Raw genomic sequence first — 26,722 nt, 5'->3', positions numbered from 1 at the left:
ACGCGGCGGTGTCATCACATCCCCCCGTCGAGCTTCCGGACAACGGACAGTCGACCGCCAAAATGGTCTTTGCGCACTACTTCCCGCCGTATCCCCTTTCGATCGACAACCTACCGTCGGGCGAAGACTATTACGCCACGCAGTATCTCAATCCGAACGGTGAACGAGGTTCATACGCCGCATTCGGAGGGTTTCTTCGAGACCGACCGCAACCACGGCCTGTTTCAGCTGACCCACAGTGGAGGCAGCGAGATCTCGAAGATGAAGTGCGGCAGGCAATCGACGCGGGAATCAGTGGGTTCTCGGTTGACATTCTGACGAAGTCGTCGAACCCGTTGTGGTCTTCGTCCGTTCCGTCCCAACTTCTCGCCGCTTCGGCTGCGGTTGATCCTGCGTTCGAAATAATGCTGATGCCGGATATGAACGGCGAACTCGGCACATTGGACCCCGCGAATCTGGCAGGCGAGTTGTCGCAGTACGCGTCATCGCCGTCGGTTTTTCGATTGACGGACAACCGGGTGGTGATTTCGCCCTTTCTTGCCGAGAAACACGACCCGGCGTGGTGGTCGCAGTTTCTCGAAATCATGAAGGCCCGCTACGGGATCGAGGTGGCCTTCGTTCCACTCTTCCTGAACTCCACCACGAATATGGATTCATTTGCGTCGATAAGCTATGGAATGTCGACGTGGGGTGGACGTAACCCTTCCTTCAATCCAGTGACGGACACCGGGATCGGCTCGCCACTGGATCAGGTGAACCGAGCGCACGCTCTCGGCAAGATATGGATGCAGTCGGTCTCGTTCCAGGATGCGCGTCCCAGCCAATCGGTTTTCGACGAAGCGCAGAACACTGGGAATCTCCGAAACACCTGGCAGATTGCGCGCGAATCGGATAGCGAATGGGTGCAACTAATTTCGTGGAACGACTACAGCGAAGGTACGGCGTTTGCACCGAGCGAGGGGCACGGTCGTGCGCTGCTCGATTTGAACGCATATTTTGTCGACTGGTTCAAGACCGGAACGGCACCGGCGATTGCACGTGATATCGCGTACGTCACCTATCGGAACCAGCTGTCGTCCGCGCAACCCGCACTACCCTCGGTATCACCGATGATTCTGCGTGCGGGGTCGTCCCCGGTTCGCGACACGATCGAGGTTTTGACCTTCTTGGTCGAAGGTGCCGAAGTGAAAGTTACGGTCGGCGGTACGACGACCACGTGCAGTGCCGATACAGGGATGGACATCTGCACGGTTCCATCGGCGGTCGGCGCCGTCTCGGTCAGCGTGGTTCGAAACGGGGCGGAAGTGGCTTCGGCGAAGGCACATTCAGACGTCGTGTCCACTCCTGCGGTTCAGAACATGGAGTACCTGGTCGATTCGAGTTTTGGACGATAATCAGCAGTCCGACGGCGGTGACTCGCCTCTGAAGCGCGCTTGGAGCCAGACTGCGGTCTCGGACCCCGGATCCAGATTATTGTGAGTTTGGCCTGCCCTGACGATGTGCTGCACCGAATCGCCGAACGCACAGGCATTGTCGACGGCCTCTTGCACCCACTGCGGGCGGATCGTCTGATCAGCGTCGCCGTTGATGACCAAGAGTGGTCCTCCGGCCGGACGCTGCGGAAGGGCGATCGATATGAGCCAGTCGCGCAAGACTGCTCCGGCCTCGTCGGAGTTCGGCAGGGTATCGGCGGGATTCAGTCGTGATGCTTGTTCGCCGCGTTCTTTCAACACCGGACCCGCACATGCCAGCCACATCGCAGAGTTGCTCGCCAGCGCGCCGTGTAGGTAGTTGCCTGGATCGGTGCCGGGTCGAGCGATGGTCAGCCCAGATACTACGTACGACATCATGATCTGCTGTTCATGCGTCAGCCACTGCGACTGGGCCAAGTCGGCGAGCTTGGAAAGATCTGCCGCCGGAGCCAGCGCTACCGATCCGACAAAATTCAATTCGGGCGCGTAGAAACCGGACAACTCTGCCGCCGCCCATGTCGCCTGCCCGCCGATCGACACGCCGAGTCCTGCCCATTTCCCGGACGTGTCCGGGACCATTTCTCGCGCCGCGCGAACTCCGTCGATCAGGTTGAATGCGCTGGTGTTCGGATCGAGGTACGGGTTGATGCCGCCTGCCGGACCCAATCCTTGGTAGTCGGTCATGACTGCGACGAACCCAAGTTTCATCAAAGGGACGATCGTGCTCGCGTAACCCAGGAGATTGGGGTACATCGAAGGTCCGCACTCCGCAGTCACTCCCGTTGTGCCGTGACCGACGGTGACAACAGACCGCCCGCTGGGTGGTGGATCGCCTTCCGGAACGAAGACGACTCCAGACACGACCGTTGAGCTTCCGTCCATACCTGAAGTTGATCGGTACGTGATCTGGTGGGCAGTCGCGCCCACGTCGGCGATCAGTGGATCGATTTCGTCGAACGCGGACGCACTTTCCAGTTTGCCTCTGGCCGCGACGGCGTCGGCGCTGATCGAGGGAAGAGGCACGGACGTAGGAGTCGGTTTTGAGGGCCCTGTGTGGGCAGTGCAACCGGTCAGAAGCGCCACGGTTGTCGCTGCAACGACTACAAATACTTGGGACGACGTTGTAATTCCGTCCCGGGTAGACGTGCGCATCATGCTCCGAGTCGCTCCTGATCGCGCTTCGACACGGCGAGTTTTCGGTCTCCGAACGCATCGAGTGCAGAGGCAACTATCAACCGGCGGACGCGTTCTCGCGAACTGCGATGGAACAGGTTGTGATCGCCGGAGCCTGAGAACAAGACCTGTGGAGGATTCCTCGATCTCGAAAGACGCGCTATACCTCGTCGGCCTCTGTTCGCCTCGAACCACGCTTCGTCTTCCGGCGAGAGTGACACTGCAGTTTTTGTCCCGCGGCGGGTCAAGGTCCGAAGCATCGACTCGGGGGCATTGACCAATCCGAGGAAACCGAGACCGAGCCACACCGGGTAGGGAACGTACCGCTGAGCTCGTCGTCCGGAATTGCGAATTGTTCTGGCCACGAGGAAAATTCGGTTTGCAACGTCAGACTCCATTGCATCGACGTGTGCTTTCTTCACTGGTGGTCGGCGATTGTTGATCGACCAGTTCACTATGTTGAGAAGCACCACGGACCTTGCGCCGCGCTGGCTTGCTGCAAAGGCGCCCATCCATGCGCCGGAACACATTCCGACGTGCATCCGGCGGGACGGCGGCACGTCGAGAGTGTCGACGAGATCCAACACATTGCGGCGCGCTTCCGGAGACACGATGGGCGTGCTCTCGTCGGTGCAGACCGTGCCGCTGTCTCCTGTGCCCATCCTGTCGAAGCGAATCGAGCGAATACCGTGCGAGGCGAGAGTTCGAGCGGACTCGACCCACAGTCTCGCCGGCCCGATCCGGTGCTCGTTCGCGGTGCTGTGAAAGATCGCTGTGGCAGCGTGGCTCGCGGTCGTGCGGGATGCGGTGGAGATTGCAAATAGTGATCCGGTGGACCGTCGTTCCAATATTTCCCAGACTTCTTCGCCGTCGTCAGCCGTCGCGACATGCGCCGCCGACGTGATCTCTGGATCGACGGAAGTCTTGTCCTCGCCGAATTGTCGCGACACCCAACTCGAAATCCGCTGTATGTCGTGCGTAGGCACCGAGAGTACGAAACTGCTGGGGGAAACGAACTGATTCTGGCGTTCGACGAATATGCGTTCAGCACCGGATCGCTCGAGCATCCGTACCACGCGGGGCGAATCAGCGAATTCAGGGCGAATCGCGGCGAGGACTTTTGTCGACGAACTCGGATCGAACGTGCTGAGGTCAAGTCCGGAAAGGTCATTCACCGCTGCGGAAGCCAGCAGGCCGCCGACGATCGATGTGCAATCGTCGTGGTGGGGGTCGTCGTCGACCGAAACGCGGTACAGCGACGTCAGTTCTCGAACATAGGCCCTACCGGATATGACCGGATCCCACAAGACCATCGCACGTAGGTCGCCAAGTGTATCTACGGTGGACGCGGCCAGTAGGGCCCCTGCACGCAAACCTGCGACGGCAACGGACTCGATACCTGTGCGCCGCACGTACGAAACGGCTGCTGTCACGCTGGCCTGCCAGTGCGCAACTGCTAGCGGGTCATCCTGCCGACCGGATGAATCTCCTTGTCCCTCATAGTCGAAACGAAGAGCGAGGAATCCGTGCTCGGCAAGTTCTTGGGCGAGTTGGCGCAGTCCCCGATAAGCGCTGATGTGTTCCTTCGCGAGGGGTGGACATATGACCACGGCACCACGCACGGCAGCATCCGACGGCAGGTGAACCGAGGCGAACAGTGCCCCATCACCAGGGCCCGGAATCCACGTGTCGATCGTGCGAATCCCGGTCGGTGTCTGGCGGTCGCGGAGGCGCCGGGTGGTGATCGCCAGCAGGGTGGGGTTGGGTGCGTGTAGTGCGGACATCACGGTTGTCATGTTGGCCATCGATTTGTTCAAGGACCTCTCCACACATTGATTCGGCCTGCCAGTTTCGCGTAGTTCTCCGGTTTCCAGAGGATCCGGTAAACTTCCCGCTACAGATAACATACCGCAAGTATGTTTTGCGGTGGATGAACAGTGCAAGAGTTGGATATGGGGGTGCGTACAGCGATGGATCCAGTGTTCGGTGCGTCGTTGGGCGCTGCCTCGGTTCGTATTGTTCGGGCCGACCCCCAGCCGGAAACCGGATCCACGAGCGGTCGATTCCTGACTCGGACTGTAGATGCATACGACGCCTCTCCGGTCCGGACAGCCGCGATTCACCTAGTTGCTGCGGTTCGCGGGGATACGTCACGGATGGTCATTTCGGTTCCCGACGAGCGGCAGAACGTAGCGCTCGAATCAGAACTGCGTGCCCGAGGTATCGAGGGCGTTGTCACGGTGCCGGAAGCGGTTGCCGTTGTCGCGTTGGTACGGACTTCGGGTGCGGCCGAAGGTTTTCGGTTACTTACAGTTCTCGATATCGGTCGAACCGGAGTGACTGTCTCGATGATCGAGATCGGGACCGCGACAACCATCGCGTCCACGCGGTCGACGGCGCTCGCCGGTGACAGGCTCGACGGGGTTGTCGCGGAGTTACTTCCCGCAACCACTGTTGATGCAGCCCTCGACGCTGATTCAGCGTTCGACGCCCGCGAAGTCAAGGAGTATCTCGCCAGTGGCTCCCGTCGTGCGCAGGTGATGCCCGTTCCCGAATCCATGTGTATCCGTTTCGATTCGGTTGTCAAGCGTGAAGTCGAAGACACGCTGATGGTGATTCGAGAAGTTGCGGCACGAGCTCGGTGTGTCCCTGACGCTTTGGTTCTCGTCGGAGGAGGCGCCCGAATTTCACTGGTGGAGAAGATACTCGCGCGGGAGTTTTCGGTACCGGTGATCAGGCCGGCCGAGCCCGAGCTCGCCTCGGCCAAGGGCGCAGCATTGATAGCCGAGGTCTTACATCAGGAGCACCCCAGCTCGGACGTCGCGGTTTCGGACGTCGCGGTTTCGGCAGTCTCCGACTCGGAAATCGCAACGGATACTGTAGAAATGTCTTCCGATCAGGCCGTGGTGCACAGCGTCGGTGAAACCGAAGAAGACACCGAATCGGATTCGCTACCTGCTGGTGGGCTTGGGAGGATGCAAATCCTTGTGGGCGTCGGGTTCTCGATGGTTGCGCTGACCAGCTTCCTCGCGTGGGCGGTGCTGCGCCCGTTTTCGGATCCTGCACAGGCGGAACCGCCGCAGGCGCAAACAACGGCAATTGTCGCGCCGGTACCTACCTCCGACTTGCTGCCGCCGACCACGACCAGAGCAATCGATCCACTGACCGAGCGGAATCGGGCACCGGTCAATTTGGTGCGTTCGTGGAGGTACTGAACACAGAGACTCGCGTCAGGTGAACAGTTGGGAACTCCAGTCCTTGCCGTCGGCGAGACCACCGGGGCACGCGAAGACGGCAGAACCGACGTGCTGGATGTATTCGTTCAGCGCATCGTGTCGTGAAAGGTTTTGCTGCATCGGAACAAACTGCTCGACCGGATTCCGGCAGTACGCAACGAAAAACAGTCCCGCGTCCAGGTGGCCGAAGCCGTCGGAGCCGTCCGTGAAGTTGTATCCGCGGCGCAAGATCTGAATCCCACCGAGTTCCTCGGCAGAGGCCAGGCGCACGTGTGAATCCTCCGGGATGACGAAGTCGTGTCCCATTTTGGAATCGAGATCGAGCTCGTCGAACTCGTCCTTGCCACCGAGCGGCGCTCCGCTCCGTTTGGAGCGGCCGATGACAGCTTCCTGTTCCTTGAGTACTGCGCGATCCCACTGCTCGATCAGCATGCGGATTCGTCTGGCGACGAGGAATGATCCGCCTGCCATCCAGGCCTGATCGTCAGTGGGATCAACCCAGACGTGCTGGGCGAGTGCGTCCGGATCTTCCGCCTTGATGTTGGCTGTTCCGTCCTTGAACCCGAACAGATTTCGTGGCGTCGCCTGCGTCGTCGAGGTCGAGGATGTTCGTCCGAACCCGAGTTGCGACCATTTGACCGACGCGGTCCCGAACGCGACTCGCGCGAGGTTGCGGATCGCATGGACGGCAACCTGGGGGTCGTTGGCGCACGCTTGGATGGCGATGTCGCCCCCGCTCCGATTCGGGTCGAGGTTGTCCGCCCGGAAGTGAGGGAGATCGAGCAGGGCAGCAGGTTTCTTGTCTGCGAGCCCGAAACGGTCGTCGAAAAGTGACGGTCCGAATCCGATGGTCAGGGTGAGTTGCGACGGCGCGAGATCGAGTGCCTCACCCGTATCGCTCGGTGGTGCATACGGACCGTCGCCGGTCGCTCCGTCTTCGGTTGCTTCCTGACCCGCCGTCATTCGTTCGGCCATCGCCGTCCACGTCTGCAGCAGCGTGATCAGTTCGTCGCGCGACTTCGTCGTCACATCGAAAGCGACGAAGTGCATACGATCCTGGGCCGGCGTCGTGATGCCTGCCTGATGCTCGCCGCGAAAGGCGACCACGTCTGCGTGATCGGCGCCGGAACTCTCGTCGGCGGTCACCCGCCCGATGACGGCACCGGCGCCGGCCAGAACGGCGCCGGCCCCCACGGCGCCGAACAGTCGGCGTCGTGAGACTGCGTGCGGTGCTGCGTTTTCCGCAGCGGGTGTGCCTTCTGGTGAATCAGTCATCTACTGTCCCGCGACTACTTCCTGGACCTGGCTGACCTCGGCGGACAGTGCATCGATTTTACGCGAGAGTTCCTGACGCTGCGCCTCGGTGACGGTGTCGTAGTACACGAATCCGTCGCCGACCCGGAACTGCGCCAGCGCAGCGTCGAGGTCGGCGAATCGGTCAGCGATGCGCTGGGCGAGCTCGGGATTACGTTCCTGCAGAATCGGGTTCAGTGCCGCGATCGCCGCTTGCGAGCCGTCGACGTTGGCCTGGAAATCCCACAGGTCGGTGTGCGAGAAGATGTCTTCCTCGCCGGTGATCTTGGAAGTCGAGATCTCGTCGAGCAGTCCTTGGGCGTCGCCGGCGATCTTGGTTGGATCGATCGTGTAATCCTCGGCATTCAGCTGGTCGGCAAGATACTGAATGTCTTCGAGCAGTTGATCGGCGACCGCGTTGGTATCCGGCTGAAGCCCGGTCACCCACAAATCCTTCTCGAGGCGGTGGAATCCCGTCCAGACCTGACCGGGCTCCAGATCCGCTTCGCGCAGGTCCAGCTTGGGATCGAGTTCGCCGAAGCTCTCGGCTTCGGGTTCGATGCGCTCGTAGTAGGTACGTGCGATCGGGAAGAGTGCCTTCGCCTGGTCGACGTTGCCGGACTGGACGGCGGCGACGAACTGAGCAGCGGTGTCCTGCAGTGCGACGATCTGGCTGCGGATGTACCTCCGGTAGCCGTCGGCAGCTTCGGCGAGTTGGCCGCTCTCGTCGGTGGCCGCCTGCGAATCGCCCGTGACGACGAAGTCCTGACGGATGCCGGTTCCGACCATGCCCGGCTTGCACGCGAGTTGATAGGTCGCAGCCTCGGGGAGGGAGACGATCAGCTGCCGGGTAAGGCCGGGGCCGATGTTCTCGACTTCGCCCATCGCTCGATTGCCCTCGGCGAAGACGTAGAACTCGGTGACCTTCGAGCCGTTGTTCGTCACCTGGAACGTCGAACTGCCAGTGGTTCCAGTGGTGGCACTGACGTCACACGAATCGTCGGTGGCCGTGACGACGATGTCGCCGTCGCTCGCGGTCGTCTTCTCGGTGCATGCGGCGAGGGAGAAGGGAAGTACCGCGGCCGTGGCCAGTACGAGGGTGTATTTACGCATGTCGGCAATGCCTCTCAGGATTTTTCGGGAACGTGTGTGTCGTGCGCAGGCGGGGTTGTCGGTTCCGATGGGCTCGACGGAAGGGGACGTAGGAAGAGCGCGAGGACGACTACGAGGTAGACGACCCATGCGACGGCTTGCAGGACGGTCGGGTCCGGGCGGAAGTTGAAGATTCCGGCGAGGACGGTGCCGTACCAGGTCGACGGGTCGTAGCCGGGTGTCAGGTTGAACGCGAGATTCGAACCGCCCGGCAGGACGTTTCCGGTCTGCAGAGCGCGAACACCGTACGAGAGGATTCCGGCGGCTACGACGATGAGGAAGATCGCCGTGTACCGGAAGAACGTCGTCAGGTTGAGACGGAGGGCGCCGAAGTACATGGCGACGGTCAAGACGGCGGCCAGGAGAATTCCGAGGAGCAGTCCGACCAACGGCCAGGAGCTGCCTGCGGTGTTCTCGGCGTAACCGACCATGAGCAACGCAGTCTCGACGCCTTCACGACCGACCGCGAAGAACGACAGCGACAAGATGGCGACGGGTCCGGCGATCAACGCCTTCTCCATCCCCGCTTTCAGATCTCCGGAAATGTTTTTGGCGGCCGTGCGCATCCACAAGACCATGATCGTGACGATGACGACGGCGATCAGGGAGGCAACGCCCGCGATGATCTCTGCGGTCAGGCCGTCGACCGTCGACGTTCCGTAGTGGATCGCGAAGAAGATGATCGCCACCATCGCGACGGCGATCGCGACGCCGAGCCACACCCATTTCAGTGCGTCCTTGCGCTGGGCCTTCACGAGGTAGGCGGCGAGAATCATCACCACGATGCCCGCTTCGAGGCCTTCGCGCAGACCGATCAGGCCACTGCCGAATAGCTGGGTGGCAACTGATGGTGTGCTCGCGGCAGCGAGTACCGACACGGGCACGGGCGACTCCTGACTGAGTGAGTGCAACAGCTTCTGACGAACGCATGAGGCTAGGCCAGCCTTAACTCAGAAGAAGATACTCCATCATCGACGGCGAACCATGCTCTCACCTGTACTTTTGCTGTTCTTTACCAATGGATTCGGGAGTAGTTCACTCGCATGTGGATGATGGAGGGGTGTACCGAACTCCCGCAGCCCGCAGAAGTCCCCGGCGTCTCTCGCGAGCCGTAGCAGCAGTAGCTGCCGGAACAGCTTTGCTGGGCGCAGGCGTCGTGGCTTGCGGATCGAACGAACCGAAAGTAGCCATTCCGGAGGGCATACCCCCAGGTACCGGCTCTCCGACGCCGCCGATCGACATCAATGCTCCCGGCCGCAGTGCTGATCAACTCGCCGACTGGGCAGCGGGATTGTCGGACGACATCGGGATCGGGACGACGGCACTCGAGGCCTACGGGTACGCCGCTGCGGTCATGGCCGAGACGCTTCCCGGCTGCGGAATCGGGTGGACAACTTTGGCCGGTATCGGCAGCGTCGAGAGCCGCCACGGGACCTACGACGGCTCGTCGGTCGACGCGTTCGGCCAGGTTGCTCCGATCATTCGGGGAATCCCTCTCGACGGTGGCCCGGGAGTTGCCGAGATCCCCGACACCGACGGCGGGGCGATGGACGGCGATCCAGTGCACGACCGTGCGATGGGGCCCATGCAGTTCATCCCCGAGACGTGGCTCAAATGGGGAGTCGACGCCAACGGCGACGGCCGGGTGGACCCCGACAACATCGACGACGCTGCCCTCACGGCCGCCCGCTACCTGTGCGCACGCGGGGGAGACCTCACTTCCGCTGCCGGATGGCAGCAGGCACTGATGGCGTACAACCTCTCGGGCGACTATCTCGCGCTCGTTCGTGATCGTGCGTCGGCGTATTCAGTCGGGGTACAGCCGGACTGACGGTGATCGATCCGCAGGTCGGACCCGTGACCGCGCGTCGATAAAGAAGCCTTCGGCCCGTGCGGTTAGGCTGTGTGCTGGCACTACAGAGGTGCTGGCACTGCAGAGGCCCAGCCGCGATCGTGGTCCTCTTTCGACCGGAGGGGTCGGAGCCCAAGTGTCAAGCACGCAGAGCGTGCCCCAATGCGAAGCCCATTCGAAGGAGAACCACACAGTGGCCAGTATTGAGCAGGTCGGAGCTCGCGAGATCCTTGATTCCCGTGGTAACCCCACGGTTGAGGTCGAGGTTCTGCTCGAAGACGGAAGTTTCGCCAGGGCTGCGGTGCCGTCCGGCGCTTCGACCGGTGAGCACGAAGCCGTCGAACTGCGCGACGGTGGCGCACGCTACGGCGGAAAGGGCGTCGAGAAGGCCGTGGAGGCTGTGCTCGGCGAGATCGCTCCTGCCATCATCGGCATCGACGCAACCGAGCAGCGCACGGTCGACCAGGCGCTGCTCGACGCGGACGGCACCCCGGACAAGTCGCGTCTCGGCGCAAACGCTCTGCTCGGTGCCTCGCTTGCCGTGGCTCGCGCCGCCGCCGAGTCCTCGGGCCTCGAGCTGTTCCGCTACGTCGGTGGCCCCAACGCTCACGTTCTCCCTGTCCCGATGATGAACATCCTCAACGGTGGCGCGCACGCAGACACCGGCGTCGACGTCCAGGAGTTCATGGTTGCTCCCATCGGCGCACCGAGCTTCAAGGAATCGCTGCGCTGGGGCGCCGAGGTCTACCACTCCCTGAAGTCGGTTCTCAAGGAGAAGGGCCTCTCCACCGGTCTCGGCGACGAAGGCGGATTCGCGCCCGACGTCGCAGGCACCAAGGAAGCACTCGACCTCATCACGATCGCCGTGAACAAGACCGGCCTCAAGCTGGGTACCGACGTCGCGCTCGCTCTCGACGTCGCTGCCACCGAGTTCTACACCGACGGCACCGGCTACAAGTTCGAGGGCAAGAACCGCACCGCGGCCGAGATGGCGGCGTTCTACGCCGAGCTCATCGACGCCTACCCGCTCGTTTCCATCGAGGATCCGCTCGACGAAGACGACTGGGACGGCTGGGTCGCACTCACTGATCAGATCGGCAACAAGATCCAGCTCGTCGGCGACGACCTCTTCGTCACCAACCCCGAGCGCCTCGAAGAAGGCATCGTCAAGGGTGCGGCCAACGCACTCCTGGTGAAGGTCAACCAGATCGGCACCCTGACCGAGACCCTCGACGCCGTCGATCTCGCTCACCGCAACGGCTACAAGACGATGATGAGCCACCGTTCCGGCGAGACCGAGGACACCACCATCGCCGACCTCGCGGTTGCCGTCGGCAGCGGCCAGATCAAGACCGGTGCTCCGGCACGCAGCGAGCGCGTTGCCAAGTACAACCAGCTGCTGCGCATCGAGGAAAACCTCGGCGACGCAGCACGTTACGCCGGCGAGGTTGCGTTCCCGCGCTTCGCTTTCGAGGCCTGACGGAAATCTAAGATTCAGTAGTGTCTGCACAGCGCGGTAAGCCACGATCCCCCGGCGGAAGTCCGGGGGGTCGTGGTTCCCGTCGTGGGGACACACCGTCGCGTGCGCGTCGGGACAGTGCCCGACGCCCACGCGTGTCGGAACCTTCGGTAGATCCGGAAGCAGTCGATTCCGCTGTGACAGGCCCCGCGCAACCGGGGGTCTCCGCCGAGAAAGCGTCGGCGCGAGGGTCGAAGTCGGCCCGGGGGAAGAGCGGAACCAACAAGTTCTGGTCTCGGCTTCCGAAGTCGGACAACACCATTTTCGGCTTGTCCACCAGTCGGGCAGTTGTGCTCGCGATGGTTGTGCTCATGCTGGCGCTGACACTGGCAGTGCCGCTCCGTACTTACATCAGCCAGCGTTCGGATGCCGCGCAGGTGGCGGCGGAACGTCAGGTACTCGAGGAAGAACTGCGAAAGCTGCAAGGGCAGAACGCGCGCTTCGACGACCCTGCGTACATCGAAGCTCTTGCACGAGAACGCCTTCGGTACGTCAAACCGGGCGAGACCCCGTTCCAGGTTCAGCTTCCCGGTGACTACAAGGAACCCGAGAAGAAGCAGGAAAAGGAAACACCGCTCACAGGTCCGTGGTATCGCGATCTGTGGCAAACGATTTCGGAACCGCCAGTGGTTCCTGAGACGACGACACCGGCCCCGATGCCGTTGGCGCCGATAGAGCCAGAAGAACAAGGAGTACCCACCGGGTGAGCAACACGTCCGAAAATTCCCCACAGGTTTCACAAGCGGATCTCGACGCCGTTGCCGCTCAATTGGGCCGTGAGCCACGCGGAGTGATCGAGATCGCGTACCGCAGCCCGGACGGTCAGCCGGGCGTGGTCAAGACCGCCCCCAAACTTCCGGACGGAACACCGTTCCCGACGTTGTACTACCTCACGGACCCGCGACTGACTGCCGAAGCGAGCCGTCAGGAATCCGCCGGCGTCATGCGTGAAATGACCGAACGCCTGACCCAGGATCCGGAACTTGCCGCGGCCTATCGACGGGCATACGAGTCGTACCTTGCCGAGCGGGACGCGATCGAATCTCTGGGAACCGACTTTGCCGGCGGTGGGATGCCGGATCGTGTCAAGTGCCTGCACGTGCTGATGGCACATTCGCTTGCCAAGGGACCCGGCGTCAATCCGCTCGGCGACGAGTCCGTCGCGTTGGCCGGTCACGGAAAGCTGCGCGGCACTGCAATTCCCGCGGACTGGCCTGGCATCGACGATGCCGACAACACCGACCGGTGACTCGCCGTGTCGCCGCAGTCGATTGCGGTACCAACTCCATTCGACTGCTGATCGCCGACGTCGGCGCCGACGGTCGTCTGGTGGATGTCCGGCGCGAGATGCGCGTCGTGCGACTCGGTCAAGGTGTTGATGCGACAGGGGCATTCGCGCCCGAGGCCATCGAACGCACCCGGGTCGCGCTGGTCGAGTACGCGTCGATGATCGCCGATGCCGGAGCAACCGCCGTTCGCATGGTCGCCACCTCGGCTACTCGCGACGCTGCGAATCGGGAAGACTTCTTCACGATGACGCGGGACGTGCTCGGCGCGGTGATTCCCGGATCCGGAGCAGAGGTCATCACCGGCGACGAAGAGGCGCGCCTCTCGTTCAGCGGTGCTGTGGGAGAACTCGATCCGTCGGAGGGCCCCTTCGTGGTGGTCGATCTCGGCGGCGGATCCACCGAAGTTGTCCTCGGCGACACGTCGGGCGTCCAGGCTGCGTACTCCACCGACATCGGCTGTGTGCGCGTCACGGAGCGGTGCTTACCGTCGGATCCGCCTACAGCAGAGCAGGTTTCCGAGGCGACGGCTTTCGCGACCGCGAAACTTGCCGAGGCGTTCGAGGCCGTACCCGTCGAGAAGGCGCACACGTGGGTGGGTGTCGCTGGAACCATGACGACGCTGGCCGCGATTGCTCAGGAACTTCCGGAGTACGACGCCGAGAAGGTGCACCTGTCGAGGATTCCGTTCAATCAACTGTTCGACGTGTGCGAGCGTCTCATTGCTATGCCTCGGGTTGATCGTGCTGCCTTCGGCCCGATGCATCCGGGGCGGGTGGACGTCATCGGCGGCGGAGCGATCATCACCACGGTGCTGGCTCAAGCGTTCGAAGCCAAAGCCGGGATCACCGAACTGGTTGTCAGCGAACACGACATCCTCGACGGCATCGCGATGTCGGTAGCTCAGACCGACCCGATAGTCTGATCCCTGCCGCACCCGACCCGTCGGGTGCGGCAAGGCCCCCATAGCCCAATTGGCAGAGGCAACGGACTTAAAATCCGTCAAGTGTCGGTTCGAGTCCGACTGGGGGCACCACGTAGATCCTCCTGCACATTGAATCGAAAAACCCCGCTCGTCCTCTTCGGGCGGGCGGGGCTTTCCGTGGAGCAGCGACTGACCACCAAGTGGCTACTGAGCCCAGACGGTCGTCCCTGCAGGAGCATTCAGCGTGTTGACGAGATCGATGCCGGCTACGACAGCCGCGCCGCCGCCGCCGAGGATCGTTCCGGCGACACCGCCGATTCCGGCGCCTGTTGCGAGGCCACCCAGACACAGTGCCGCGGCGACGGGGAGTCCGACGATGGTCAAGCCCAGCGGAGCGCCGACAGCGCAACCGATTCCGGCGCCGACGATGGTGCCGAGCAGGCTGCCGACCTGAGTGCCGAGTCCGAGTTGGCTCTGGAAGTGCGCAATCGCCCGATCATTCTCCTCGGGCGAGGCGACGGGCGTCCATTCCTTTGCCGCAGGCGCACTCTCGGGTCGAGGTGTTGCCTTCGCCGAATCGGTGATCGGTGTCAGCGTGAGGGTCTTACCGTCTTCACTGATCGTGCGATCGAAGGGGAACTGTAGATCCCCGAGGTTGTATGCGAGAGGCAGGGAAACAAGGTCGGCTCCCTTGCTGTCCTGCAAGACGACGGACTTGCCGTCGCCGGATACCTTGAACAGCCCGGCGTCGATGGTGGTGACGATCGACTTGTCGACGACCTTCGCTTCGTAATTCACGTCGGTCGACGGATCAGCTGATGCGATCCCTGTTGATGCTCCGACTGCAGCGACCGCTAGAGCAGTCACTGCCGCCTTCTTGAAGAAACCCATAGTTCAACCCCGTGTTCGCCTGCGTGTGCTCGCAGAAACTCGACAACTTCGGACATTGGTAAACCCCCGACAAAGCCTTCGTATTAAGGCAGACCGAAGTGACGGAAGGGATAGTTGCGCTCGGGCCGACCGGAAGCGGCCGGTGCAATCGAATGTGCAGCGTGCAGTACCAACTTGTCGAACATGTGTGCGAAAATGTGGAGATGCGGTTGACCGAGCAATCCCCGGACTGCTGCCCCAACGGACACCGGCTCACGGCGAACACATGCCTTGTCGGTTGGGAGGTCTGCGGGTGTGCCTCGACGGAGAATGGCGGACACAGGACCCATTACTGCAGGCGATGTGGTGAAACTGTCCGGACGCCGGAGTGCGTCGGCGTGGATCCGCAGAAAAGTCGGTGGAGTTGAAGTGCTGTTACGTTGTGTTTCAAAGAGATTCGCGAGAGCCTCACCCGGCGGATCGGTGCCGGGTGAGGCTTGTGGATCAGGTAGGCGGGGCGACGGGTGCGTCGCTGCTTCCTCCCGAGCTCCCGCTCGACGAGCCGGTGCCGAACAGTAGACCGAAGAAGCCGGAGATTGCGCCGAAGAAATCGAACATGGGCGAGCCTTTCGCGAGGACGAATGCGGTCACGACAAGTGGCCGACTTGTGGTGGTGTTCAGAGAAGTTCCGTCGACATTGACGGCAAAGGCGTCGGACGAAGGCCGACTGCCGGATGAAATGTACGATTCGTCCCGGTTTGATACAAGTCTTTCCCGAGTAACAGTTACTTGAGGCTTAAATTATCGGGGGTGCCCTGCCTGATCTGGGGTGCCTGCCTGATCTGGGGTGCCCTGCCTGCTTGGGTGGGGCAACCAGGCAGGGCAGTGGTTGGCCGTCCCTCTCAATACCGACCTACGGCGAACCATCGGCGTTGAAACTACCCACAGTTCGTGACGTGCGCCACTTACGTACCGGTACCTTCGTTAGCCGAGGTCGGACGTTGCGGCGAAGGCGGTCGTCGACGTCCCCGCGGGGACGTGGTTCATCGAGAAATCGCGGTCCCGATCAGGGTTGACGACGCTTGCCAACAGGAGCATGGCGGCGACAAAGAGAACTCCTGCGGCGAGGTAGGCGATTCTCACGGGCAGGCGCGGGCGTCGATCTGAATTCGTGGACATTCACGTTCTCCATCGGTGCATGTTGGACGAACGCCTAGTTTAACGATCAACTAATGAAAGGGTGCGAACAGTGACGCAAGATACGAAAAGGCCCTCGATCTCGGGGGAAATCGAGGGCCTTTCCGGTCGAACGTCGGCGTCGCTAAGCACATAGCGTCACCGACCCACTATCGGTGTCGAGCGTGACCCCTCATGTCCGACCCCACTTCTCGACACTATCCAGTAACTTGCGACATTGTGGATGATTCGGACATTGTCATTCGGATGGGGGAGATCCCGTCCGCAGCCCCTACTTTCGTCCTGCAGCCCATTTCATTCCCCAGTTGTAGGCCCGATCGAGATCTGACTGACTGCCGTTGATGTACTGAACTTCACGGGTCACCGTCACGCCCTGACCTGAACTCTGGATGAGAGCGATCGCGCACAGTCGCTCCTGGTTGCTGGCGGAGTCGAGTCGCACTTCCACCTCCGGCCCGTTGGTGGGATACAAGGTGACGACGCCGTCCACCGCCGCCCAGTTGGGAGCGCCGTCGTAGATCATCGCGAAGATCAGGATTCGCCGGAAAGCGCTTGGGTCACCAAGATTGACGTGCATGTTCTCGCCGCCGGTGTTCGCACCACTGCGGTCGTCGCCGTCGAGGGAGATGTAGGGCGGAGAAGTCAGTGAACCGAAACTGTTACCCAAGGCCTGAACTACTCCCTTGGACCCGTCGGCAAGTTCGTAGAGGCATCCGAGGTCCAGGTCGACCGCACCAGAGCCCGCGCCGGCGAGCTTGGCGAGAAAACCGGTCTTCTTCGGTGGTGCCCCCTGTGACCAGTTGAGGTTCACGCGCATATTGCCTTGTCGTTCACCCGCCTTCGCGAGGTTGACCGTCGGCGCCGATTTTGTGAGCGTGATCTTGCTCAAGCTGACCGGCGCTTGCGACGGAGTGGACTCGCCGGAACGTCGGGTGTAGTCGATTGCCATCGTGATAGTCCTTGTCTGAACTCGAATGAGTCCGATCGTGTTACCCGTCGAGGAATCTCCACCGACGTGATCGGCGATCTCCGGCCATTGTCCCTCATGTCTGATTTCAACCCATGGGCATCAAACTTGCGGCGCCAACTTGCGGCAGACCAGCAGTTTGCTGATTACTGTGTCTGTGGGCAGACGCGACTCCGAAATAGGGTGGACGCACTGGTTGACACGGCAACGTCCAATTACGGAAGAATTGCTGAGTCGGACGTCCGATTCAATTGCGTCGTGGGAGCGGGAGGTAAGTGATGCCAGTCCTGTCGCTTCTGCAACCCCGCCAGAGAGAAAGACTGACGCCCGCCCAACGTGATGACGTAACTCGTGAGCAGATAGCCGTTACCTTCGGCGTGCTGCCATGGGCCGCTGCCGTCCACCTCGTCGTCACACTCGGGCTGACGTTGTATGTAATTCCCCCGGACGGCGGACCGCTGCCGCGTGTGTGGCCATTGCTGTCCGGCGTGATCGGGTTGGTGGGGATGTGCGTGGGTCTCGCCATTCATTTCAACCTGATCACACCCACGTACCGGATGTCCTACGCGTTTCTCATCGTCGAATTTGCTGTAGTCGGGATCCTGTATTCCTCGCTCGCCCTGGTCCTGTACCCGATCCTGGACGATTCCGGCGATCTGATCCTGATAGCGGTCACCACATCGATCACCGGTGCCGGAGCCGTGGCCACCGCGATGTTGCGAGTGGTGGGGGTCACCTGGGTCCTGTCCAATCTGATAATCCTCGGGGTGGCATTCTGGCTTCAGCCGGGACCCGAGTTCGAACGAATTCTCATTGGAATGATCGCCTATGGCGCGGCTCTGATCGGCGGCACGATAGTGGTCTCGGGCAACCTGGAATCTCGCTATCGAGCTGAATTGAGCGCCGCGTCGGAACGATCGGTCGTGCAGATGCTTCTCGAAGACTTCGAAGGCAACGCCGGGGACTTCGTGTGGGAGACGGACCAGAAAGGCAAGTTCAACCGAATCCCGACGCGGCTCGCGGTCGAAGCGGGGCTGGACTCCACCGAGTTGCAGGGAACGGCGTGGCAGGACCTGTTCATGGAGTTGGGCACCCTACGGATCCCCGGCGGGATCGATGCGCTGATGGAGTTGCAGCAGGCCCGCCACACGAAGACCGCATTCGTCGACGTGCTCGTTCCGGTCCGAGTTCACGGTGAAATTCGGTGGTGGCAGATCTCCGGACGCCCGCGCCCCGGCCGTACACCCGACGAGTTCGTCTGGCGAGGAGTCGGTTCCGACGTCACGGAAGTAAAACTGCAGAGTGACGAGATCGTGCGGATGGGTCGTGTGGACGCACTCACCGGTATGCCGAACCGGCACAGCTTCTGGACCGAGCTCGAGCGACTGCTGCGCGAGCCGTATACAAGCGAAAGTGGTCTCGCGTTGGCCATGCTCGACCTCGACAACTTCAAGTCGGTCAACGACACACTGGGACACACCGTTGGCGACGCGGTTCTGCGAGAGGTCGCGGATCGCCTGTCCGAAGCCGGCGGGGTGTCACAGTTGTTCGCACGTCTGGGGGGAGACGAGTTCGCGGTTCTTTTCACCGATGTGGGTGACAGCTCACAAGTTCGTACTCTGCTCGGCCGCTACATCGAAACTCTGCACGAGCCGATCACAGTGGCTGGTACGCGGTTGGAGATCGGATGCAGCATCGGGTACTACCTCCCCGACGAGCTGCCGTCCTCCGCCGACGAGATGATGGGCGCTGCGGACCTGGCTTTGTTCGCGGCAAAGGAATCCGGGCGCGGGGCCGTACGTGAATATCGAGACTCGATGAAGTCCGTGGCCGATCGGCGGGCCCGCCTGCTCGAAGATCTGGGAAACACTGTCGCGGAGAAGGACCTCGAACTCGAGCTGTTGCCCAGGATCGACGTGGTTTCCCGCGAGATCGTGGCCGTGGAAGTCCGCGTGATCTGGCACAACGCCCGCCTCGGTGCCGTTACGTCCGCCGAATTCATGAGCGTCGCAGACGACACCGGTTTGGCGTACTCACTGGGGACTACCGTCTTCGAGTTGGCCTGCGAGGCGGCGTCCCGCCTTCCTGATCACCTGCGGGTAGCCGTCGCGGTATCGACGCGTCAGCTCGAATCGGATTCCTTTGTCGTCGCGATAGGGGACTCGCTTCGACGATCAGGTGTCAGTGCACATCAGCTCGAGCTCCAACTCAACGAATCATCGGCGATCACCGACGAGTCCAAGTTTGCGTTGCACGCCATCGCGGACATGGGAATCGCGCTGACCGTGGACGAGTTCGGCGCCGGATTCTCCTCGCTCGCATCACTGTCCGGCCTTCCGTTCACCCGAGTCCGGATAGAGCGCTCCATTTCGGGTGCAGTGCCTGGTGGACGGTCGATCCTCGAAGCTGTCGTGGATCTGGTCGACGCGTTGGGAATGGAGGTCGTCGTCTCGGGAGTCGACGGTGAGGAAGACTTGAAGTCCGTGGCCGCTGCAAGGGTGAGGACTGTTCAGGGATGCATCGCCGGCGGAGCCATGTCGGTCGACGCGGTCGCAGCGGCGGTAGCAGGCCGACGTGGGTGACCCGGCAGTACTCCGTAGGCGTCGCGTCGGGACGTCGGTGCGCAAACTCGGTCGCAGCGGCACGGAACAACACCTCTCGGATTACGATCGCCGTCGCCTACTCGATCGACGACTGCGGTTCACCGCGCGCGTACTGCCGTGGTCGTTTCTGACCGCGGCGGTTGCCTTGTCAGCGATCGTGGTGCTTCTGCCGGTGGATGCCGGATGGTTCACCTTCGCCTGGTCGAGCGTCATGCTGTTGTCGAGCGCTGGATTCAGTGTGTATTGGCTCCGGCGCTCGCGTCTCGGCGTCTCCGAGTCCCAGACCACCGAACTGGTGGTACTCACAGTCGAAATCATTGTCTGGGGAGTGCTCCTGGCGTGCTTGGCTCTCGTTCTCTTCCCGATGCTCGATCCTCGTGACGAGTTGGTACTGAGCTCGACCTTGATCGGTGGGATCGCGGTCGGCGTGTTTCCCACCATGATGTTTCGCGGAATCACTGTGGTCTGGATCAGCCTGGTGGGAGTCGGGTTGGCCGGGGCGTTCTGGACGGAACCGGGCACATCGCGTTTCGTGCTGATCGGGGTGCTGGTCGTCTTTGTAAGTTCGCTCTACAGCGGAACTTTGCTGTTGGCCAAACTTTTCGAGAGACGGCTACGCGCCGAACTCATAGCCGAGGACGAACGAGATCTCGTCGAGTTGTTGCTCAACGATCTCGAAGACGGAGCACAGGATTGGCTCTGGGAGACCGATTCGCGCGGTATCGCCAGTACCGTGTCGTATCGATTCGCCGAGCAGGTCGGTTTGCCGGCAGCACAGATTCGGGGCCGCACAATGCACGAGATCCTGATCGGGATCGGCGCGTCCCGAACAGATGTGGGCAGGAAGTCCCTTGATCTCCTCGCCGCGAATTTTCAAGCCGGGACGGCGTTTCGGGACCTCACCATGCAGGTCGTCGTTCGGGGCGATACTCGCTGGTGGTCGATGTCAGGTCACCCGGGCAGTGGCGATGGGGCGACCTACGGGTGGCGCGGTGTCGGATCCGATATCACGCACTCGTATCACCAGCGCCAGAACATCTTGCGATTGGCAGAAATCGATTCGTTGACCGGGCTCAGAAATCGGTACAGCTTCAACGCTCAACTGTCTTCGCGGATTCGGGACGGACACAGGGTGTGGCTGGCAATTCTGGATCTGGACAACTTCAAGTCGATCAACGACCGGTTGGGACACCACATCGGAGACGACGTGCTTCGCGATGTTGCCGGCAGACTGCACAGCGTTCTGCGATCGAACGAGATCTGTGGCCGACTGGGGGGTGACGAGTTCGCCATCGCCTTCGACGACGTAGCCTTCGACGACATCGGGAGTGCAGATGAGGTGGAGAAGAGATTCCAAACGATTCTCGACTCATTCGAACGACCATTTTCACTGGTCGGCAACCAGATTCGCATTCGTGCCAGTCTGGGGTACGGCTCGATGCCCGACGACGCCGACAGCCTCGAAGACCTGGTGATTGTCGCGGACCTCGCGCTTTACCACGCAAAGGAGAGCGGTCGGAACCAGATTCGCGCCTTCGATGCGACTTTGCGGGATCGTGCGACGGGTAGGGCCAGGGCATTGTTGGATCTTCGTCGTGCGTTGATCGACGAAGAGTTCGAGTTGGTTTATCAGCCACAGGTCTCGGCCGCGACGGGAGTTGTTGTCGGGTTCGAGGCTCTGCTGCGGTGGAACCATCCGACTTCAGGTCTCGTCTCGCCGGGAGACTTCATTTCGGTCGCCGAGGAAACCGGCTTGATCGTGCCGATCGGTGCAGGTGTTCTGAGGGCTGCCTGCACGGCGGCGACAACGTGGCCGGAGGACATTCGGGTTGCCGTCAACGTTTCTCAGGTGCAACTGCGTTCGAGTCGATACGTCGACTCGGTACGCCGGACACTGATCGAGGTGAACCTCCACCCCAGCCGACTCGAGATCGAGGTGACCGAATCGTTGGTCATCGACGACGCCGACCGAGATGTGTTGGTACAGCTCTCGGCGCTCGGCATCGCCATTGCGATGGACGACTTCGGCACCGGGTTCTCCTCGGTTGCCAGCTTGGCCCGGCTGCCGCTCGATCGGTTGAAGATCGATCGGGCGTTCGTCGCACCGCTGGACGCGGATCCCTCGAATTCGAGGTTCGCTGTCTTGCGAGCCGTCATCGCGATTGCCAAGTCTCTGGGGCTGGACACCGTCGCCGAGGGCGTGGAGACGGAGAGGCAGCGCGCGATAGTGACCGAGTGCGGATGTGACGTGATCCAGGGGTACCTCGAGGGAATGCCGATACGGGCAGCCGAGATTCCGCACTATTTGAATGGGCGACTCGGCGGTTCGAGCAGGTGGGGTGTCGCGGCTACCACTGAGTGAGAACTTTGCGCCCGTTTTGCCGATCGATGTGTGACGGTACGCCGAAGTGCTTCACATCGAACTGCAGAAGGGTGTCTTCGTGGTGGTCGGATCGGCGTACTCCCCAGGGCCGATGTTGGTGGGTAAGAAGGCAGTGGTCACAGGCGGTTCCCAGGGAATCGGCGCAGCGATTGTTCGAGCATTTGCATCGCATGGCGCGTCAGTTCTGGTTGTCGACGTGGCTCCTCTTGGCGACGTCGAATTCGACTCGGCTGCAGGTGGTTCGATCAACTATCTCGAGTACGACGTGCGGACGCGGGAAGTCCCCGTAGCGTTGACCGAGTTCGCTCCGGACGTCCTGGTGAACAACGTGGGTCATTTCCTGAACCCGCCGACAGAGTTCACCGGTACGGATCCCGGTTTCTGGTCCGAGGCCGGCAGCATCAATTTCGATCACGTCGTGCGTCTGACCCATGCCCTGCTTCCCGGCATGATCGACCGCGGTTTGGGTGGATCGATCGTGAACCTGACGACGGTGGAGGCGCATCGAGCGATCCCGGGCCACACGATGTACTCGGCATACAAGGCCGCGCTGACACAGTTCACCAGGAGCCTTGGTGTGGAGATCGGTCGAACCGGAGTGCGCGTCAACGCCATTGCCCCGGATCTGATCGAGTCGGTACAGGTGCCGTATCGCACGATCGTTCCTGCCGACGACTGGGACAAGTGGCCGGGGTGGGCACCGTTGGGCGGACCGGGCCAGCCGGTCGACATTGCCGGCCCCGCACTGTTCCTGGCTTCCGACCTGGCGAGATACATCACCGGAACCGTGATCCACGTCGACGGCGGCTCGCACGCTGCCGGAGGCTGGTTCCCCACAGAAGAGGGTGGCTGGACCAACCGGCCCCGAAAGGCTTGACACATGACAACTTTCAGTCTGAACGTTCCCAACTTCGGCACCACTCTCGCGGAGGACTCCTACGCGAAACTCGTGCAGGTCTGTCAGAGCGCGGAAGCTGCGGGCTTCGACCGGGTCCTCGTCACCGATCACGTGGTGATGGGCTCGGACAACTCGGCGTACACGTGGTCGGCGTTCCCCACCGAGCCCGACGCCAACTGGCTCGAGCCGCTGACCGTCCTGGCTTTTGTTGCCGGACAGACGAAGACAATTCGCTTGGGGACCGGAATCGTCATCGCGGCGCTGCGCGGGGGAGCGGTACTGGCCAAGACGGCCGCGACACTCGATCTGCTCTCCGGGGGCCGACTCGACCTTGGCGTCGGAACAGGTTGGCAGGAACGTGAATACGAGGCGGCAGGTATGGACTTCGGTAAAAGGGGACCACTGCTCGACGACGCTCTCGCAGTGTGCCGGGCCCTGTGGAGTTCGGCGCCGGCGAGCATCGACACCCCTCGTCTGAAGTTCGACGACGTGTACTGCGCGCCCCGTCCGGCCGCTGGAATCCCGATCTGGGTGTCCGGTTCGCTCTCCAAGGCCGTTGTACGACGCGTCGCAACCTGGGGTGACGGGTGGATTCCGATCATGGGTGCCGCGGACGACGACCTACGTGAAGGGATCGACGTCATCGGCAAAGCGATGGCGGATCTCGGACGCGATCCAGCGGAATTGCAGGTCCGTGGGCGACTGACCGTCGTACGCGGGTCCGACGGTTCGATCGACCTCCCGGCGACGATGATCGGCGCCGAGCAACTGCTCGAATCCGGTGCCACCGATGTGCTGGTTGCGCTGGCGGCAGTAGATCCGGATCCGGATGCGGCGATGGCAGAGTTCGGCGAGCTGGTGGCGGCCTTCGCAAAGGTGACCCGCTGACGATTGCGTCGAGGCGGTAGTTCTATCGTGCGAAGTGTTGTAGTGCAGCCTGATCGAGGAGAGAACACATGACCGAGAGCATCGTCGTGGATACGAGCCTGGAAGCGTTGCTCGACGCCCGGATCAGCTGCCGCGCCTACGAGGACCGTCAGGTGCCACGTGAGGTGATCGAGGAGATCCTTCGGCTGGCGCAGAAGACGCCGTCGTGGTGCAACACGCAACCGTGGCAGGTCGCGATCACCGAAGGGGAGGGCACCGAGCGATTCCGCGCCGGCCTCGGTGAGTACGTGATGGCCAACGCCCAGGAGTCGGACTTCGAGTTCCCGCGCGCGTACCAGGGCATCTACAAGTCGCGTCGGTTCGACTGCGCGATGGCGCTGTATTCGAGCGTCGGAATCGAGCACGGTGACCGCGCCGGATCCGCGGCACAGACGATGAAGAATTTCGAGCTCTTCGGCGCTCCCCACGTCGCGATCATCACCACCGACGAGGCATTGGGCACCTACGGCGCAGTCGACTGCGGGTTGTACGTGAACAGCTTCCTGCTCGCGGCCCAGAGTCTGGGGGTCGCCACCATTCCGCAGGCGGCGCTCGCGGGCAGCTCCAAGTTCATTCACGAGCATTTCGGTATCGACGACACTCGCAAGGTTGTCTGCGCGATCTCGTTCGGATACCCCGACGCCGACCACCCGGTGAACGGATTCCGCACCGAACGCGAAACCGTCGACAACGTCGTGCAGTGGATGTCGAACTGACAGGGATGTCGAACTGATCACCTGCTGGTCGGGGGATTGAGTGTTGCGTAGTTCCACCTGAAAGACTGGTGGCATGTCCGACACACCCGAACTGTTCGATCGTCTGCGCCGATTCCCCGATGTCGAGGCACCCAATCTCTTTGCCGTCGATGCGGCTGATCGTCTGATCCTCGACGAGGCCGCCGACGCTCTCGCCGCGGCACCGGCGGGCACCGTCGTCGTGATCGGCGATCATTACGGTGCGCTGACTGCCGGTGTTGCGCTCGTGCACGGAATCGCCGCCGTGCGCGTTCACCAGGATCCGCTCACCGGAGAGCTGGCCCTCGCGAACAATGCGCGCGAACTCGGATTCAGTGACGCCTTCACCTCGCACGGACTGGACGAGGAGTTGCTCAGCGGCGCCCGCGTCGTGCTCATGCAATTGCCGCGTAGCCTCGCCGAACTTGCCGAGATCGCCCAGCTGATCGCGCTTCACGCCGACCCGGCGGTTCGTGTCTTCGCCGGTGGGCGTGACAAGCACATCACCCCGGCGATGAACAAGGTTCTCGGCGAATCGTTTTCCGACGTCAGCGCCTCGCGTGGGCGTCAGAAGTCCCGCGTACTCAAGGCTTCGGAACCGAAGCCCGATGTTGCTATCACGTTCCCGGTGACCGAACGCCTCGACGAATTCGACCTCGACGTCGTTGCTCACGGCGCAGTGTTTGCCGGTGCGAGCCTGGACATCGGCACCCGGTTGCTCCTGGAGAACCTCGGAAAGATTGCGGTCGATCCGCTGAGCGACGTGATCGATCTGGGTTGTGGCAGCGGCATTCTCGCGGCGGCGATCGCGCGGAAGTTCCCGGACGTGCACGTGATCGCAACGGATCAGTCCTCGGCAGCCGTCGCTTCGGCTCTGGCGACCGCGTCCGCAAATGGCGTCGGCGATCGAGTGAGCGGCCTGCGCGACGACGCCGTGAGTTCGTTGCCCAGTGCGAGCGCGGATCTGGTTCTGTTGAACCCGCCGTTCCACGTCGGCGCGGCGGTCCACACCGGCGGAGCACTCAAGATGTTCGAAGCTGCCGGCCGTGTCCTGCGTCCCGGTGGCGAGTTGTGGACTGTTCACAACGCGCATCTGGGGTATCGCGAACCGTTGAAAGCCGCGGTGGGTCCGAGCGAGGCGATGGCGAAGAACGCGAAGTTCATCGTGATGAAGTCGGTCAAACCGTCCTAGTATCGAAAAGGGACGAGTGTCGAAGAGTGTTGATCTTCTGGAAATGCGCCGGGAACTACAACCGAAGCTTCGACGTTGTAAATTACGAGTGCTTTACTTTTAGTCAGGTACACGGACCGTGTCGGAAACTCGGATCCGTCCGGCGAACCCGCGACGCACCCGTCGTAGGCCACCACGATGAAGGGATGATCACGGTGCGCACCACCAGCAACCCGGTGTTCCGCAATCTGCCCAAGCAAGAGGGCAACGGATACGCCTCGTTCGGATCTGCGACGGCGGGCGCCTCGCAGGCAACCCAGCAGTTCGGTCAGCCGCAGTACGCTCCGGCCGAGCCGTACCAGACCGGTCCCACCTCGCGGGCCATGACGATCGACGACGTCGTCACCAAGACGGGCATCACGCTCGGTGTGCTGACGATCTCGGCACTGGTGTCGTACTTCCTGGTCAACAACAACGCCGACCTCGCAGCCCCGCTGGTCATCGGCGGCGGTCTCGTCGGCCTCGTTCTGGTTCTGGTCGCGACGTTCGGTCGCAAAATGGACAACCCGGCAATCGTGTTGGCGTACGCCGCGGCCGAGGGCCTGTTCCTCGGTGCGCTGTCGTTCATGTTCACCTTCCAACTCCAAGGCGCTGACGCGTCGATGCTGATTGCGCAGGCGGTCCTCGGAACCTTCGGCGTGTTCTTCGGCATGTTGGTCGTCTACAAGACCGGTGCGATTCGGGTGACACCTCGTCTGACGCGAATGATCATCGGTGCGTTGATCGGTGTTGTCGTTCTGGCGCTCGGTAACCTCGTCGCGAGCTTCTTCACCGAGGGCGGACTGGGACTGCGTGACGGTGGAACCGTCGCCATCATCTTCAGCCTCGTCTGCATCGGCATCGCAGCCTTCAGCTTCCTGCTCGACTTCGACGCCGCTGATCAGCTGATCCGCGCACAGGCGCCCGAGAAGGCAGCCTGGGGCGTCGCATTCGGCCTCACCGTCACCTTGGTCTGGCTGTACGTCGAGATCCTGCGTCTGCTGAGCTACTTCAACAACGACTAG

22 protein-coding genes and 1 tRNA gene are annotated in these 26,722 nt (G+C 62.0%); 15 read left to right on the top strand and 8 right to left on the bottom strand.

Going from position 1 to position 26,722, the window contains the following annotated elements; all coding sequences use genetic code 11:
• The first annotated feature begins 8 nt into the window (after positions 1 to 8).
• The gene (locus tag AOT96_RS01630; RefSeq protein WP_231917382.1) at positions 9 to 1,394 is read left to right on the top strand and encodes a glycoside hydrolase family 71 protein; all 1,386 of its coding nucleotides are present in this window, start codon (positions 9 to 11) and stop codon (positions 1,392 to 1,394) included.
• Here the strand turns inward: AOT96_RS01630 and AOT96_RS01625 are convergent, their stop codons facing one another.
• On the bottom strand, positions 1,395 to 2,495 hold the full coding sequence (locus AOT96_RS01625) for a lipase family protein (protein WP_197523626.1): 1,101 nt from the start codon (positions 2,493 to 2,495) through the stop codon (positions 1,395 to 1,397).
• 128 nt (positions 2,496 to 2,623) lie between these two features.
• Entirely contained in the window at positions 2,624 to 4,462 is a 1,839-nt protein-coding gene (locus AOT96_RS01620) for a serine aminopeptidase domain-containing protein (RefSeq protein WP_178377323.1), read from the bottom strand.
• A gap of 153 nt (positions 4,463 to 4,615) precedes the next feature.
• On the opposite strand from AOT96_RS01620, the gene AOT96_RS01615 reads away from it, so the two are divergent.
• Positions 4,616 to 5,860, top strand: a complete 1,245-nt coding sequence (locus AOT96_RS01615; protein WP_065351218.1) for an Hsp70 family protein — start codon at positions 4,616 to 4,618, stop codon at positions 5,858 to 5,860.
• Between the two features lie 15 nt (positions 5,861 to 5,875).
• Here AOT96_RS01615 and efeB read toward each other — a convergent pair whose 3' ends face one another.
• The 3 genes from efeB to efeU are packed head-to-tail and all read right to left on the bottom strand — an operon-like array spanning position 5,876 to position 9,204.
• On the bottom strand, positions 5,876 to 7,156 hold the full coding sequence (gene efeB / locus AOT96_RS01610) for an iron uptake transporter deferrochelatase/peroxidase subunit (protein WP_065351217.1): 1,281 nt from the start codon (positions 7,154 to 7,156) through the stop codon (positions 5,876 to 5,878).
• Positions 7,157 to 8,287: an iron uptake system protein EfeO gene (gene efeO / locus AOT96_RS01605; RefSeq protein ID WP_065351216.1), complete on the bottom strand. Its 1,131-nt coding sequence runs from the start codon at positions 8,285 to 8,287 to the stop codon at positions 7,157 to 7,159. It abuts the gene before it with no gap.
• A gap of 14 nt (positions 8,288 to 8,301) precedes the next feature.
• Positions 8,302 to 9,204 carry an iron uptake transporter permease EfeU gene (efeU, locus tag AOT96_RS01600; protein WP_003946279.1) on the bottom strand — a complete coding sequence of 301 codons (903 nt, stop codon included), beginning with the start codon at positions 9,202 to 9,204 and terminating at the stop codon, positions 8,302 to 8,304.
• Positions 9,205 to 9,344: 140 nt separating this feature from the next.
• On the opposite strand from efeU, the gene AOT96_RS01595 reads away from it, so the two are divergent.
• The 6 genes from AOT96_RS01595 (at position 9,345) to AOT96_RS01570 (ending at position 14,019) form a co-directional block, all read left to right on the top strand.
• Complete coding sequence (locus tag AOT96_RS01595) at positions 9,345 to 10,157, top strand: lytic transglycosylase domain-containing protein (protein ID WP_156778924.1); 813 nt, start codon at positions 9,345 to 9,347, stop codon at positions 10,155 to 10,157.
• 214 nt (positions 10,158 to 10,371) lie between these two features.
• Positions 10,372 to 11,658, top strand: a complete 1,287-nt coding sequence (gene eno / locus AOT96_RS01590) for a phosphopyruvate hydratase (RefSeq protein WP_003946309.1) — start codon at positions 10,372 to 10,374, stop codon at positions 11,656 to 11,658.
• A gap of 20 nt (positions 11,659 to 11,678) precedes the next feature.
• Positions 11,679 to 12,404 (top strand): FtsB family cell division protein, encoded by a 726-nt coding sequence (locus AOT96_RS01585; RefSeq protein ID WP_075833969.1) that lies wholly within the window; start codon positions 11,679 to 11,681, stop codon positions 12,402 to 12,404.
• Positions 12,401 to 12,946, top strand: coding sequence for a DUF501 domain-containing protein (locus AOT96_RS01580; RefSeq protein WP_003946286.1), 546 nt, complete (start codon positions 12,401 to 12,403; stop codon positions 12,944 to 12,946). The genes AOT96_RS01585 and AOT96_RS01580 overlap by 4 nt, the downstream gene beginning before the upstream one ends.
• Entirely contained in the window at positions 12,943 to 13,908 is a 966-nt protein-coding gene (locus AOT96_RS01575; protein ID WP_065351214.1) for a Ppx/GppA phosphatase family protein, read from the top strand. The genes AOT96_RS01580 and AOT96_RS01575 overlap by 4 nt, the downstream gene beginning before the upstream one ends.
• Positions 13,909 to 13,942: 34 nt before the next feature.
• Positions 13,943 to 14,019: transfer RNA gene (locus AOT96_RS01570), tRNA-Leu, on the top strand.
• Positions 14,020 to 14,112: 93 nt separating this feature from the next.
• Here AOT96_RS01570 and AOT96_RS01565 read toward each other — a convergent pair.
• The 3 genes from AOT96_RS01565 to AOT96_RS01550 all read right to left on the bottom strand — a co-directional run bounded on the left by AOT96_RS01565 (position 14,113) and on the right by AOT96_RS01550 (position 16,924).
• Positions 14,113 to 14,799 (bottom strand): hypothetical protein, encoded by a 687-nt coding sequence (locus AOT96_RS01565; RefSeq protein WP_007728826.1) that lies wholly within the window; start codon positions 14,797 to 14,799, stop codon positions 14,113 to 14,115.
• Between the two features lie 963 nt (positions 14,800 to 15,762).
• Entirely contained in the window at positions 15,763 to 15,957 is a 195-nt protein-coding gene (locus AOT96_RS01555) for a hypothetical protein (RefSeq protein WP_007728824.1), read from the bottom strand.
• Positions 15,958 to 16,246: 289 nt separating this feature from the next.
• Positions 16,247 to 16,924 carry a TerD family protein gene (locus tag AOT96_RS01550; protein WP_007728823.1) on the bottom strand — a complete coding sequence of 226 codons (678 nt, stop codon included), beginning with the start codon at positions 16,922 to 16,924 and terminating at the stop codon, positions 16,247 to 16,249.
• Positions 16,925 to 17,220: 296 nt separating this feature from the next.
• Between AOT96_RS01550 and AOT96_RS01545 the strand changes: the two genes are divergently transcribed.
• The 7 genes from AOT96_RS01545 to AOT96_RS01515 all read left to right on the top strand — a co-directional run bounded on the left by AOT96_RS01545 (position 17,221) and on the right by AOT96_RS01515 (position 26,722).
• Positions 17,221 to 19,524 (top strand): putative bifunctional diguanylate cyclase/phosphodiesterase, encoded by a 2,304-nt coding sequence (locus AOT96_RS01545; RefSeq protein WP_231917381.1) that lies wholly within the window; start codon positions 17,221 to 17,223, stop codon positions 19,522 to 19,524.
• A complete protein-coding gene (locus AOT96_RS01540; RefSeq protein ID WP_083197574.1) occupies positions 19,517 to 21,907 on the top strand; it encodes a putative bifunctional diguanylate cyclase/phosphodiesterase in 2,391 nt (796 codons plus the stop codon). Before AOT96_RS01545 ends, AOT96_RS01540 begins: the two co-directional genes overlap by 8 nt.
• 46 nt (positions 21,908 to 21,953) lie before the next feature.
• Complete coding sequence (locus AOT96_RS01535) at positions 21,954 to 22,805, top strand: SDR family NAD(P)-dependent oxidoreductase (protein WP_030536264.1); 852 nt, start codon at positions 21,954 to 21,956, stop codon at positions 22,803 to 22,805.
• Positions 22,806 to 22,808: 3 nt separating this feature from the next.
• Positions 22,809 to 23,714, top strand: coding sequence for a TIGR03619 family F420-dependent LLM class oxidoreductase (locus AOT96_RS01530; protein ID WP_042448880.1), 906 nt, complete (start codon positions 22,809 to 22,811; stop codon positions 23,712 to 23,714).
• A 68-nt stretch (positions 23,715 to 23,782) separates the two neighbouring features.
• Complete coding sequence (locus AOT96_RS01525; protein ID WP_003943290.1) at positions 23,783 to 24,469, top strand: nitroreductase; 687 nt, start codon at positions 23,783 to 23,785, stop codon at positions 24,467 to 24,469.
• 73 nt (positions 24,470 to 24,542) lie between these two features.
• On the top strand, positions 24,543 to 25,679 hold the full coding sequence (locus AOT96_RS01520) for a class I SAM-dependent methyltransferase (RefSeq protein WP_007728811.1): 1,137 nt from the start codon (positions 24,543 to 24,545) through the stop codon (positions 25,677 to 25,679).
• A gap of 194 nt (positions 25,680 to 25,873) precedes the next feature.
• Positions 25,874 to 26,722, top strand: coding sequence for a Bax inhibitor-1/YccA family protein (locus tag AOT96_RS01515; protein ID WP_020970268.1), 849 nt, complete (start codon positions 25,874 to 25,876; stop codon positions 26,720 to 26,722).

Source organism: Rhodococcus sp. 008 (assembly GCF_001682295.1).
Lineage (GTDB): Bacteria > Actinomycetota > Actinomycetes > Mycobacteriales > Mycobacteriaceae > Rhodococcus_F > Rhodococcus_F qingshengii.
The sequence above is the reverse complement of the archived record's forward strand: the minus strand, read 5'-3'. Positions and strand labels throughout refer to the sequence as shown.

Excerpts from the sequence above, each read along its gene's own strand:
- AOT96_RS01565 (WP_007728826.1), bottom strand. The coding sequence starts at position 14,799 with ATGGGTTTCTTCAAGAAGGCGGCAGTGACTGCTCTAGCGGTCGCTGCA.
- AOT96_RS01520 (WP_007728811.1), top strand. The coding sequence starts at position 24,543 with ATGTCCGACACACCCGAACTGTTCGATCGTCTGCGCCGATTCCCCGAT.
- AOT96_RS01595 (WP_156778924.1), top strand. The coding sequence starts at position 9,345 with ATGGATTCGGGAGTAGTTCACTCGCATGTGGATGATGGAGGGGTGTAC.
- AOT96_RS01615 (WP_065351218.1), top strand. The coding sequence starts at position 4,616 with ATGGATCCAGTGTTCGGTGCGTCGTTGGGCGCTGCCTCGGTTCGTATT.
- efeO (WP_065351216.1), bottom strand. The coding sequence starts at position 8,287 with ATGCGTAAATACACCCTCGTACTGGCCACGGCCGCGGTACTTCCCTTC.
- AOT96_RS01530 (WP_042448880.1), top strand. The coding sequence starts at position 22,809 with ATGACAACTTTCAGTCTGAACGTTCCCAACTTCGGCACCACTCTCGCG.
- AOT96_RS01550 (WP_007728823.1), bottom strand. The coding sequence starts at position 16,924 with ATGGCAATCGACTACACCCGACGTTCCGGCGAGTCCACTCCGTCGCAA.
- AOT96_RS01555 (WP_007728824.1), bottom strand. The coding sequence starts at position 15,957 with ATGTCCACGAATTCAGATCGACGCCCGCGCCTGCCCGTGAGAATCGCC.
- efeB (WP_065351217.1), bottom strand. The coding sequence starts at position 7,156 with ATGACTGATTCACCAGAAGGCACACCCGCTGCGGAAAACGCAGCACCG.
- AOT96_RS01525 (WP_003943290.1), top strand. The coding sequence starts at position 23,783 with ATGACCGAGAGCATCGTCGTGGATACGAGCCTGGAAGCGTTGCTCGAC.
- AOT96_RS01545 (WP_231917381.1), top strand. The coding sequence starts at position 17,221 with ATGCCAGTCCTGTCGCTTCTGCAACCCCGCCAGAGAGAAAGACTGACG.